7 protein-coding genes are annotated in these 11,751 nt (G+C 62.5%); 3 read left to right on the top strand and 4 right to left on the bottom strand.

From position 1 onward, the window contains the following. Positions 1 to 18: 18 nt before the first annotated feature. The 3 genes from ngg to mnmC form a co-directional block, all read right to left on the bottom strand. Positions 19 to 1,764, bottom strand: a complete 1,746-nt coding sequence (ngg, locus tag E1K68_RS18930) for an N-acetylglutaminylglutamine synthetase (RefSeq protein ID WP_137204244.1) — start codon at positions 1,762 to 1,764, stop codon at positions 19 to 21. A gap of 3 nt (positions 1,765 to 1,767) precedes the next feature. Then, entirely contained in the window at positions 1,768 to 3,540 is a 1,773-nt protein-coding gene (locus tag E1K68_RS18925; RefSeq protein ID WP_212614545.1) for an N-acetylglutaminylglutamine amidotransferase, read from the bottom strand. Positions 3,541 to 3,676: 136 nt separating this feature from the next. Next, positions 3,677 to 5,677 carry a bifunctional tRNA (5-methylaminomethyl-2-thiouridine)(34)-methyltransferase MnmD/FAD-dependent 5-carboxymethylaminomethyl-2-thiouridine(34) oxidoreductase MnmC gene (gene mnmC / locus E1K68_RS18920; RefSeq protein ID WP_212614544.1) on the bottom strand — a complete coding sequence of 667 codons (2,001 nt, stop codon included), beginning with the start codon at positions 5,675 to 5,677 and terminating at the stop codon, positions 3,677 to 3,679. Positions 5,678 to 5,832: 155 nt separating this feature from the next. Here mnmC and pap point away from each other — a divergent pair, with 155 nt between their 5' ends. The 3 genes from pap to E1K68_RS18905 all read left to right on the top strand — a co-directional run bounded on the left by pap (position 5,833) and on the right by E1K68_RS18905 (position 10,343). After that, positions 5,833 to 7,347, top strand: a complete 1,515-nt coding sequence (pap, locus tag E1K68_RS18915) for a polyphosphate:AMP phosphotransferase (protein ID WP_003192747.1) — start codon at positions 5,833 to 5,835, stop codon at positions 7,345 to 7,347. 209 nt (positions 7,348 to 7,556) lie between these two features. Then, positions 7,557 to 8,741, top strand: coding sequence for a thiolase family protein (locus E1K68_RS18910; RefSeq protein WP_212614543.1), 1,185 nt, complete (start codon positions 7,557 to 7,559; stop codon positions 8,739 to 8,741). A 645-nt stretch (positions 8,742 to 9,386) separates the two neighbouring features. Next, positions 9,387 to 10,343 carry a DMT family transporter gene (locus E1K68_RS18905; RefSeq protein ID WP_057709813.1) on the top strand — a complete coding sequence of 319 codons (957 nt, stop codon included), beginning with the start codon at positions 9,387 to 9,389 and terminating at the stop codon, positions 10,341 to 10,343. Here E1K68_RS18905 and E1K68_RS18900 read toward each other — a convergent pair whose 3' ends face one another. Beyond that, entirely contained in the window at positions 10,344 to 11,726 is a 1,383-nt protein-coding gene (locus E1K68_RS18900) for a class II fumarate hydratase (RefSeq protein WP_003192738.1), read from the bottom strand. Positions 11,727 to 11,751 lie beyond the last annotated feature (25 nt).

Here is an 11,751-nt window from a genome sequence, read left to right as displayed (position 1 = left end):
CGTGGGAACGATCGGTAGTCAGGTAGCTGGCTGACTGTGTGGAAACAACAAATCCACAAACTTCTCAGCCGTAGGTTGCGGTTCATGGTTGGCCAAGCCGGCCCGTTCGTTGGCTTCGATAAAGACATACTCTGGCTGGTCGGCCGCAGGCACCATCAGGTCCAGGCCGACCATGGGAATATCCAGGGCACGGGCCGCGCGGACAGCCGCGTCCACCAGCGTCGGATGCAAGATCGCCGTGACATCTTCCAGGCAACCCCCGGTGTGCAGGTTGGCGGTGCGTCGCACGGCCAGTTGCACGCCACGGGGCAGGATGCTGTTGTAGTCGTAACCTGCGGCTTTGAGGGTGCGCTCGGTTTCTGCATCCAGCGGGATTTTGCTCTCGCCATCGGTGGCCGCCTGGCGACGACGGCTTTGCGCCTGGATTAACGCGCGAATCGAATGTTGACCGTCGCCGATCACTTCGGCAGGGCGACGAATCGCAGCCGCGACCACTTCAAAACCGATCACCAGAATGCGCAGGTCCAGGCCTTCGTGGAAGCTTTCCAGCAACACGCGACTGTCGAACTGGCGCGCCGCTTCGATCGCCTGCTGCACCTCTTCGATGCTGCGCAGATCCACGGCGACGCCATGGCCTTGCTCGCCATCCAGCGGCTTGACCACGATGCGCTGGTGTTCGTCGAGAAACTCCAGGTTGTCGTCGGCACTGCCGGCCAACTGTTGCACCGGCACCTGCAGGCCCGCGGCCTTGAGCACCTTGTGGGTGAGGCTCTTGTCCTGGCACAGGGTCATGCTGATGGCGCTGGTCAGGTCGCTCAGGGATTCACGGCAACGCACCCGACGCCCGCCGTGGCTGAGGGTGAACAGGCCCGCATCGGCATCGTCGACCTGCACATCAATGCCGCGCCGGTGGGCTTCCTCGACGATGATGCGCGCGTAAGGGTTGAACTCCGCCTGCGGCCCCGGGCCCAGGAATAGCGGTTGATTGATGCCGTTCTTGCGCTTGATCGCAAAGGTGGTCAACGCCCGGAAGCCCAGCTTGGCGTAAAGGCTCTTGGCCTGGCGATTATCATGCAGCACCGACAAGTCCAAATAGCTCAAGCCTCGGCTCATGAAGTGCTCCACCAAGTGGCGCACCAACACTTCACCGACGCCAGGGCGCGTGCATTGAGGGTCGACGGCCAGGCACCAGAGGCTGCAACCATTCTCTGGGTCGTGGAAGGCCTTGTGATGGTTGAGTCCCATCACGCTGCCAATCACCGCGCCGCTGTCTTCATCTTCGGCCAGCCAGTACACCGGGCCGCCTTGATGGCGTGGGGTAAGGCGCTCCGGGTCGACGGGTAGCATCCCGCGCCCCTGGTACAAGTGGTTGACCGCTTGCCAGTCGGCCTCGCTCTGCACCCGGCGAATGCGGAAGCCGCGAAACACCCGGGTGGCCGGGCGGTAGTCGGTGAACCACAGGCGCAGGGTGTCGGACGGGTCGAGGAACAGTTGCTGCGGGTCAATGCCCAGGATCTGCTGGGGTGCGGCCACGTACAACGCGATATCGCGCTCCCCGGGCTGCTCGTTGAGCAGTTCCTGGGCCAGGCTTGCCGGGTCGGGAAAGGTGTGGCCGATCAACAACCGGCCCCAGCCGCAATGCACGGCAATCGGGTCGGCGGCCAGGGCGCTGCCATCTTCGGCCAGGCGCGCTTGCAGGCGCTCGTAGGTCGGCGCCTGGCCTTTGAGTAAGCGTTGGCTGTAAGCCGCGGCATTCGGTTTCATCGATCAGATTCCTTGTTCGCTCAGCCACAGGTTCAGCGCCGCCAACTGCCACAATTTGGAGCCGCGCAGTGGGGTCAGTTGGCCTTGCGGGTCGGTGAGCAAGCGGTCGAGCATGGCCGGGTTGAACAGCCCGCGATCCTGGCTCGGGTCCAGCAGCAACTCGCGCACCCAGTTCAAGGTATCGCCCTGCAGGTGCTTGAGGCCGGGTACGGGGAAGTAGCCTTTCTTGCGGTCGATGACTTCGCTGGGGATCACCCGGCGCGCCGCCTCCTTGAGCACCTGTTTGCCGCCATCGGGTAGCTTGAACTGGGCCGGCACACGGGCCGAGAGTTCTACCAGGCGGTAATCGAGGAACGGCGTGCGCGCCTCCAGACCCCAGGCCATGGTCATGTTGTCGACGCGTTTGACCGGATCGTCTACCAGCATCACGGTGCTGTCCAGGCGTAGGGCCTTGTCCACGGCCGCGTCGGCGCCGGGCATTGCGAAATGCTCGCGCACGAAGTCGCCGGCAGCGTCGTTGGCGGTCAGCCATTTGGGCGCGACGGTGGCCGCGTAGTCGTCGTAGCTGCGGTCGAAAAACGCCTCGCGATAGGCCGCATAAGGGTCGCGGGCGCCGTCCACTTGCGGGTACCAGTGGTAACCGGCGAACAACTCATCGGCGCCCTGGCCGCTCTGCACCACTTTGCAATGCTTGGCCACTTCCCGCGACAGCAGGTAGAAGGCGATGCAGTCATGGCTGACCATCGGCTCGCTCATGGCGCGGAAGGCTGCCGGCAGTTGCTCGATGATCTCGCTTTCGGCGATGCGCAGTTGGTGGTGATGGGTGCCGTAGTGTTTGGCGATCAGGTCTGAGTACTGGAACTCATCGCCACGTTCGCCACCGGCGTCTTCAAAACCGATGGAGAAGGTCGACAGATCCTCCACGCCCACTTCGCGCAGCAGGCCCACGAGCATGCTCGAGTCGACGCCGCCTGACAGCAATACACCCACATCCACCGCCGCACGTTGGCGAATGGCCACGGCTTCGCGGGTGCTGTCGAGTACGCGGTCGGTCCAGTCTTCCAGGGTCAGGTGTTTTTCATCTTCATGGGGGCCATAGGGCAGGGTCCACCAGGTTTTCTGTTCGGTTTTGCCGCTGGCGTCGATGCGCATCCAACTGGCAGGCGGCAGTTTTTCAATTCCCGCCAACAGCGTGCGCGGCGCGGGGACCACTGCGTGGAAATTCAGGTAGTGGTTGAGGGCGACCGGATCCAGGATCGGGTTGATATCCCCACCTTTGAGCAACGCTGGCAACGCCGAGGCAAAGCGCAGGCGTTGGCCGGTGCGCGACAGGTACAGAGGTTTGACCCCCAGACGGTCGCGGGCGATGAACAGGCGCTGGGCATCACGCTCCCAAATGGCAAAGGCGAACATACCGTTGAGCTTGGGCAGCAACGCTTCGCCCCAGGCGTGGTAGCCCTTGAGCAGCACTTCGGTGTCGCCGCCGGAATAGAAGGCGTAACCCAGGGCTTCCAGCTCTTGGCGCAGCTCCGGGAAATTATAGATAGCGCCATTGAAGGCCAGGGACAGCCCCAGATGGGCGTCGACCATCGGTTGGGCGGAGCCGTCCGACAGGTCCATGATTTTCAGGCGGCGGTGGCCCAGGGCAATCGGCCCTTGGGCATGAAAACCCCAGGCGTCGGGGCCTCGGGGGGCGAGGTGATGGGTGATGCGTTCTACGGCTGCCAGATCGGCAGGTTGAAGATCAAAGCGTAACTCGCCAGCTAGTCCACACATAAATTCCTTACCGGTTTTTCCGTTGGGGAGGGGTCAGCACTCAATACGCCCAAACGGGCGCGTACCCAGAAACTGACCCAGTGCTATGCGTGGAGTTTTAGACCGATAAGTTATAAGGCCGCTAACCACTTTGCCATCAATCGGTCTCTTTGCGGGGCGCGGCTTGGCCTCGAACCAGAGCCCGCAGGGCAAAGCGGTTGGGATGGCAAGCCTCGGCTACGCTGGTTGGCACTGGCAGGGGCTCATCACTCAGCCAAGCAGCCAGCAGTTCGCCGCACAACGGCGCAGTGATCAGGCCGCGCGAGCCATGGCCGCTGTTCAGATAGAGCCCCGGCAACCACGGGCATGGCGTTTGCGGCACTTGCCGGGCGTCTTTGCCCAGTACCGCATAAGCCTGCTCAAACGCCGCATGGTCAGCCAGTGGCCCAACGATGGGCAGATAGTCAGGGCTGGTACAACGAAACGCGGCACGGCCCTCCAGCTGTTCGGGCGCCAAGCGATCAGCACCCAGGCGCTGCAGCAGGTCGGTAGAAATCTCACCCAGCATCTGCAGGTTGCCGTGGTGTTCGGCGGGCGTGGGCGTGAGGTCCTGATTGGTGAAGTCAAAACTGGCGCCCAGGGTGTGTTCGCCAAGCCGAGCCGGTGCGACGTAGCCCTCGGCACAGACGACAGTGGCCAGGGCCTTACTTGCCGGGGTTTGCGCCAGCCGCGTGATCTGCCCACGGATGCGCTTGAGCGGCATGTCGGCACTGAAGGGGAAACGCTTGATCTCCGCAGCCCCGGCGAGCACCACGACACTGGCGCTGGCCAGCACGCGGTCACCGGCGCGGGCTTGCCACTGGTCGTCGAGCCGGTGCAGTTCCAGTGCCTCGTGGTGGGTGAGCACTTCAATCAGGGGATGTTTCGCCTGCCACTGGCACAGCGCGGGTGGATGCACCCAACCGCCCTGTGGAAAAAACAACCCGCCGTGGGCCAGTTCGATTCCCGCCTTTTGCTGCGCCTGCTCGCGGTCCAGCAGGTGCAGCAGGTCTGGAGCGAAGGCGTGTGCCAATTGAGCCTGACGCTGGCTCTCTTTGGCATCAAACGCCAGTTGCAACACGCCACAGCCGTCCCAATCGACGCCTCGGTGCAAGTGTTCCAGCAGACGCCGGGTGTGGCCAAAACCGCTGAGTATCAGTTGGGACAAGGCCGTGCCATGGGCCGAAAGCTTGAGGTACAACACACCCTGTGGGTTGCCCGAAGCTTCCTGTGCCAGGCCGGCGTGGCGCTCCAGCAGGCTGACACGCCAGCCACGGGCGGCGAGGCTGGCGGCGGTCGCACAGCCGGCCAAGCCGCCGCCGATGACCAGGGCGTGACGTTCACCCTCGATGGCGGGAGGCCGGGCGAACCAGGGTTTACGTGGGGCTGGCGCGGGAGCGTCCTCGGGCCAGCCGAGAAACTCCCCACGCAGGATCTCCCATTTATGCCCGATGCCCGGCGTGCGTTTCATCTTGAACCCGGCGGCATTGATCAACCGCCTTACCCAGCCGGTGCTGGTGAAGGTGCTGATGGTCGAACCTGGAGCCGCCAGGCGTGCCAGTTGGGCGAACAGCTCGGCGGTCCACATGTCGGGGTTTTTCGCCGGAGCGAACCCGTCGAGAAACCACGCATCGATTTGGGCGTCCAGTTGCGGCAATTGTTCCAGCGCATCGCCGATCAGCAGGGTCAGGGTCACGCGGCCGTTGTCCAGTACCAGGCGCTGGAAACCCTGGTGGATGGCAATGTATTGCGCCAGCAGTTGCTCGGCCAAGGGTTGCAGTTCGGGCCAGAGGGCGAGGGCGCGTTGCAGGTCGGCATGGCTGAGCGGGTATTTTTCCACGCTGACAAAGTGCAGTCGCGCACCGGCCACCGCGTGCTGTTGGAACAACTGCCAGGTGCAGAGGAAATTCAAGCCGGTGCCGAAGCCAGTCTCACCAATCACCAGGCGCCCACCTGCCGGCAAGGCGGCGAAGCGTTCCTGCAAGCGGTTCTGCTCCAGGAACACGTAGCGGGTTTCTTCCAGGCCCGACTGGTCGGAGAAATACACATCGTCGAACACCCGCGAATGCGGGCGGCCTTGATCATCCCAGTCGAGCTGGGCGTGGGTGATGGGGTTCATGGCGGCTCAGAAAAATGAAAGCGGGCAAAGGCAAGGCGGCCATTCTAGCCGATCAGGAGGCGTTGAATTGATCCATGGCAAGGCTGGGTTGTATTTCCTTGCGCGTGTCTTGGCCCAATCCGCTAGTCTTGAGCCATCTTGAAACGGAGCTGCCCATGTTCGAATCCGCCGAAATCGGTCACGCCATCGACAAAGACACCTACGACGCCGAAGTGCCGGCCCTGCGGGAAGCCTTGCTGGAGGTTCAGTATGAGCTGCAACAGCAGAAGCGCTTCCCGGTGATCATCCTGATCAACGGCATCGAGGGCGCGGGCAAGGGTGAAACCGTCAAGCTGCTCAATGAATGGATGGACCCGCGCCTGATCGAAGTGCGCACCTTCGACCAGCAGACCGACGAAGAACTGGCGCGCCCACCGGCCTGGCGCTACTGGCGGCAACTGCCGGCCAAGGGCCGCATGGGCATTTTCTTCGGCAACTGGTACAGCCAGATGCTGCAAGGCCGCGTGCATGGGCAGATCAAGGATGCGCGCCTGGACCAGGCCATCGCCGGCGCCGAGCGTCTGGAAAAGATGCTCTGCGATGAAGGTGCGCTGATCTTCAAGTTCTGGTTCCACCTGTCCAAAAAACAGATGAAGGCGCGCCTCAAGGCCCTGGCCGACGACCCGCTGCACAGCTGGCGCATCAGCCCATTGGACTGGCAGCAGTCCAAGACCTACGACAAGTTCGTGCATTTCGGTGAGCGCGTGCTGCGCCGTACCAGCCGCGATTACGCGCCGTGGCATGTGATCGAAGGTGTCGACCCGCATTACCGTGGGCTGACCGTGGGCAAGATCCTGCTGGATGGGCTGCAAAGTGCCCTGAAGCAGGCCAAGGTCAAGGCCAGCGGCATGAACCCGGCGCCGTTGCTGGCCTCGGTGGACCAAAAGAGCCTGCTCGACAGCCTCGACATGACCCTGCGCCTGGACAAGGACGATTACGAAGAACAACTGATTACCGAGCAGGCACGCTTCTCTGGCCTGATGCGCGACAAACGCATGCGCAAGCACGCCCTGGTGAGCGTGTTCGAGGGCAACGACGCGGCGGGCAAGGGCGGGGCGATCCGCCGTGTGGCGGCGGCGCTGGACCCGCGTCAGTACCATATCGTACCGATTGCCGCGCCCAGCGAAGACGAACGCGCCCAGCCTTATCTATGGCGGTTCTGGCAGAAGATCCCGGCGCGCGGCATGTTCACCGTGTTTGACCGCTCCTGGTACGGCCGCGTACTGGTGGAGCGTATCGAAGGCTTCTGCACCCCGGCGGACTGGATGCGCGCCTATGGGGAGATCAATGACTTCGAAGAGCAACTGCGCGATGCGGGGGTGATCGTGGTCAAGTTCTGGCTGGCCATCGACAAGGAGACGCAGCTGGAGCGCTTCCAGGCCCGTGAAGAAATCCCCTTCAAACGCTTCAAGATCACCGAAGACGACTGGCGCAACCGCGACAAGTGGGACGACTATCGCGCGGCGGTGGGCGACATGGTTGACCGCACCAGCACCGAGGTGGCGCCCTGGACGCTGGTGGAAGCCAACGACAAGCGCTGGGCGCGGGTCAAGGTGCTGCGCACCATCAACCGTGCGCTGGAAGAGGCGTTTGATAAAACCGACAAGCACGACAAAAAGAAAAAGAAATAGCCTGTAGGAGCGAGCTTGCTCGCGAAAAACGTCAACGATAACGCGTGCTTCCTGAGTGAACGCGGCGCTTATTAGTTTTTCGCGAGCAAGCTCGCTCCTACAGAGAACCATAGAGGCCCCATGCTTTTGCATCCACGCAGTGAATGATCATCGCAGTCGGCCCGGCCCGGCTCTATCCTCGACCCACAACCACAAGATCGAGGTAGCCCATGCGTGAAGTAGTGATCGTCGACAGCGTGCGAACCGGCCTGGCCAAATCCTTTCGCGGCAAGTTCAACCAGACCCGTCCCGATGACATGGCGGCCCATTGTGTCAATGCGCTGCTGGCCCGCAACGGTATCGACCCGGCGACGGTGGAAGATTGCATTGTCGGTGCCGGCTCCAACGAAGGCGCCCAGGGCTATAACATCGGGCGTAACGTGGCGGTGCTTTCGCAACTGGGTACCGGTACGGCGGGCATGACCCTCAACCGTTTCTGTTCCTCGGGCTTGCAGGCGATTGCCATTGCCGCCAACCAGATCGCTTCGGGCTGCAGCGACATCATTTTCGCCGGTGGCGTGGAGTCCATCAGCCTGACCATGAAGAGCGTCAACACCGATAACCTGATCAATCCGCTGCTTAAAGAACAGGTGCCGGGCATTTACTTCCCCATGGGCCAGACCGCCGAAATCGTTGCGCGGCGCTATCACGTCAGCCGCGAAGACCAGGACCTTTACGCGCTGCAAAGCCAGCAGCGCACTGCCCAGGCCCAGGCTGATGGCTTGTTCAATGATGAAATCGTGCCGATGGCGGTCAAGTACAAGGTCGAGGATAAGAACACTGGCGCGGTGCAGATCCTGGACGGCGTGGTCGACCGGGATGACTGCAACCGCCCGGACACCACCCTGGCGAGCCTCAGCGGCTTGAAGCCGGTATTTGCCGAGGATGGCTCGGTGACGGCAGGTAACTCCTCGCAGCTTTCCGACGGTGCGTCGATGACCCTGGTGATGAGCCTGGAAAAAGCCTTGGAACTGGGGCTCAAGCCTAAGGCCTTTTTCCGGGGTTTTACCGTGGCCGGTTGCGAGCCGGATGAAATGGGCATTGGCCCGGTGTTCTCGGTGCCCAAGTTGCTCAAGGCCAAGGGCTTGCAGGTGGCGGACATCGACCTGTGGGAACTCAATGAGGCCTTTGCTTCTCAGTGCCTCTACGCGCGTAATCGCCTGGAGATTGATAATGCCAAGTACAACGTCAACGGTGGCTCGATTTCCATTGGGCATCCGTTTGGCATGACCGGTTCGCGGCAGGTGGGGCACCTGGTGCGCGAGTTGCAACGGCGCAATTTGCGTTACGGGATTGTCACCATGTGCGTGGGGGGCGGGATGGGCGCTACCGGGCTTTTCGAAGCCGTGCGCTGACTCCGTTTGGAACAGCGCCAGTGTGGGAGGGCTAATGTGGGAGCTGGCTTGCCTGCGATGGCGGCCTACTAGCCGATACTTCTCTCCCTGACACCCCACAACCCAACTGTGGGAGCGGGCCTGCTCGCGAAGGCGGCCTGGCAGGCGACACTGTAATAGCGAGTACATATCCATTTCTGCGGTAACGGCCACCTAGGGTTCCGCCTGACGGCGGGTCACTTTGGAAAAGCCCCAAAGTAACCAAAGGGCTCTTGCCCCACCACTCGGCACCTCGCCTAGGCTCGGTGTGCCCGAACGCAGGCTTGAATCCGTGGGCCGCCGCCACGCGCCATCCATGGCGCGGGGCGGCTAACCCGGCGTCCTGCCGGGTTACCCACGAATTCAAACCTGCGTTCGGCCAGCGTGGTTTAACGGGGCGCTTAAGATCAAAATCAAAAGCAGATCAAGAGCCAGATCAAGAGCCAGATCAAGAGCGGCTCGCTTCGCATCGTGGTTACCGTTGGCTGCAACAACCTATGAAATTTATATAGATGCCTATGGCCATCGCTTGCAAGCCAGCTCCCCCATTCAAGACTGTGACGTATCCGAACTCAGTGACTTGCCCCTAGAATGCCTGTTCCACTTCCTCTGGCATCCGGGGCACTCATGCACATCTCTTCCGGCCGCTGGGTCTACGGTTTTTTCCTGACCCTGCTGACCGCGTTTCTGTGGGGCATTCTTCCGATCAAGCTCAAGCAAGTATTGCAGGTGATGGACCCGATCACCGTGACTTGGTTTCGCCTCATGGTAGCGGGCACTTGCCTGTTCGTTTACCTGGCCGCTACCAAACGCTTGCCCAGCCGCAAAGTGCTTGGCCCCAAGGGTGGTTGGCTGGTGGGCATGGCGGTGTGTGGCCTGGTGGGCAACTACGTGTTGTACCTGGTGGGCCTGAAAATGCTCAGCCCAGGCACGGCGCAGTTGGTGGTGCAGATGGGGCCGATCTTTCTGATGGTAGCCAGTGTGTTTGTGTTCAAGGAACGCTTCAGCCTGGGGCAGGGGGTGGGGCTGGTGGTGCTGATCGCAGGCTTTGGCCTGTTCTTCAACCAACGTCTGGTGGAGTTGCTGACGTCCATGGGCACCTACACCGCCGGTGTGCTGACGATCCTGCTCGCCACTACCATTTGGGTGTTTTATGCACTGGGGCAGAAGCAGTTGCTGACGGTGTGGAATTCATTGCAGGTGATGATGGTGATCTACCTGTCGTGTGCGCTGTTGCTCACGCCGTGGGCGCATCCGCTGGAGGCGTTGCAGTTGAGTCCGCTGCAAGGCTGGCTGTTGTTGGCGTGCTGCATGAATACCTTGGTGGCCTACGGGGCATTTGCCGAAGCCTTGGCGCATTGGGAGGCCTCGCGGGTCAGTGCGACCCTGGCGTTGACGCCCTTGGTGACTTTTGTGGCGGTGGCCGTGGCGGCGTGGTTATGGCCGGAGTATGTGCAGGCTGAGCAGATCAATGCCCTGGGGTATTTCGGCGCCTTTGTGGTAGTGCTGGGGTCGGCGACCGTGGCGCTGGCACCCTCGCTGCTCGCCGGGCTCAAGGCCCGGCGGCTGCGTACGGCGGTGTAGTCAGCTACCCAGCATGTTTTCCGGGCGTACCCACTGGTCGAACTCGGCATCCGTGAGGTAGCCCAGTTCCAGCGCGGCCTCGCGCAGTGTCAGCCCTTCGGCGTAAGCCTTCTTGGCGATCTCGGCCGACTTGTCGTAGCCGATATGCGGGTTGAGGGCGGTGACCAGCATCAGCCCGCGTTCCAAGTGTTGGGCCATTTGCTCGGCGTCGGGTTCGAGGCCAGCAATGCAATGCTCCTGGAAGTTGTTGCAGCCGTCGGCCAGCAGGCGGATCGACTCCAGCAGGTTGTGGATGATTACCGGCTTGTACACGTTCAACTGCAAGTGCCCCTGGCTGGCGGCCATGCCGATGGTCACGTCGTTGCCCAGCACCTGGCAGGCCAGCATCGACAGCGCTTCGCATTGGGTGGGGTTGACCTTGCCCGGCATGATCGAACTGCCCGGTTCGTTGGCCGGCAACTTGACTTCGGCCAGCCCGGCGCGAGGGCCGGAGCCCAGCAGGCGCAGGTCGTTGGCGATCTTCATCAGCGCCACGGCCAGGGTTTTCAGCGCGCCGTGCAGGGTCACCAGCGGCTCATGGCCGGAGAGGGCGGCGAATTTGTTCGGCGCGGTCACAAAAGGCAAGCCCGACAACGCCGCCAGTTCGGAGGCAATCGCCTCGCCAAAACCATGGGGCGCATTGAGGCCGGTGCCGACGGCGGTGCCGCCCTGGGCCAGCTCGCACACCGCGGGCAGGGCGCTGCGGATCGCACGCTCGGCATAATCGAGCTGGGCGATAAACGCCGACAGCTCCTGGCCGAAGGTGATCGGCGTGGCGTCCATCATGTGGGTGCGGCCGGTCTTGACCAGCTTCATATGCCGAGCGGCCAATTCCGCCAGGCCGCCGGACAAAGTGGCGATCGCCGGCAGCAGTTGCCTGTTCACCGCCTGCACCGCGGCAATGCTCATGGCGGTGGGGAAGCAGTCGTTGGAGCTCTGGGAACGGTTGACGTGATCGTTAGGGTGCACCGGGCTCTTGCCGCCGCGGTTGTTGCCAGCCAGTTCGTTGGCGCGGCCAGCGATCACTTCGTTGGCGTTCATGTTGCTTTGGGTGCCACTGCCGGTCTGCCAGACCACCAGCGGGAACTGGTCGTCATGCTGGCCGTCCAGGATCTCGTCGGCAGCCTGCTCGATCAGGCGGGCGATGTCGGCGGGCAGGTCGCCGTTACGGTCGTTGACCCGTGCCGCAGCCTTCTTGATCAAGGCCAGTGCATGCAATACCGCCAGCGGCATGCGCTGCTCGCCAATCGCGAAATTGACCAGCGAACGTTGGGTTTGCGCGCCCCAATAGGCGTCATCAGGGACCTGTACTTCCCCCAGGCTGTCGGTTTCGATACGGCTCATCGGTCACCCTCCTTATCCAGTCGTG

Source organism: Pseudomonas sp. B2021 (assembly GCF_018135665.1).
GTDB classification, from domain to species: Bacteria; Pseudomonadota; Gammaproteobacteria; order Pseudomonadales; family Pseudomonadaceae; genus Aquipseudomonas; species Aquipseudomonas lactis.
The sequence above is the reverse complement of the archived record's forward strand: the minus strand, read 5'-3'. Positions and strand labels throughout refer to the sequence as shown.

Coding starts and splice junctions, on each gene's coding strand:
- ngg (WP_137204244.1), bottom strand. CDS start 1,764: ATGAAACCGAATGCCGCGGCTTACAGCCAACGCTTACTCAAAGGCCAG.
- E1K68_RS18925 (WP_212614545.1), bottom strand. CDS start 3,540: ATGTGTGGACTAGCTGGCGAGTTACGCTTTGATCTTCAACCTGCCGAT.
- mnmC (WP_212614544.1), bottom strand. CDS start 5,677: ATGAACCCCATCACCCACGCCCAGCTCGACTGGGATGATCAAGGCCGC.
- E1K68_RS18905 (WP_057709813.1), top strand. CDS start 9,387: ATGCACATCTCTTCCGGCCGCTGGGTCTACGGTTTTTTCCTGACCCTG.
- E1K68_RS18910 (WP_212614543.1), top strand. CDS start 7,557: ATGCGTGAAGTAGTGATCGTCGACAGCGTGCGAACCGGCCTGGCCAAA.
- E1K68_RS18900 (WP_003192738.1), bottom strand. CDS start 11,726: ATGAGCCGTATCGAAACCGACAGCCTGGGGGAAGTACAGGTCCCTGAT.
- pap (WP_003192747.1), top strand. CDS start 5,833: ATGTTCGAATCCGCCGAAATCGGTCACGCCATCGACAAAGACACCTAC.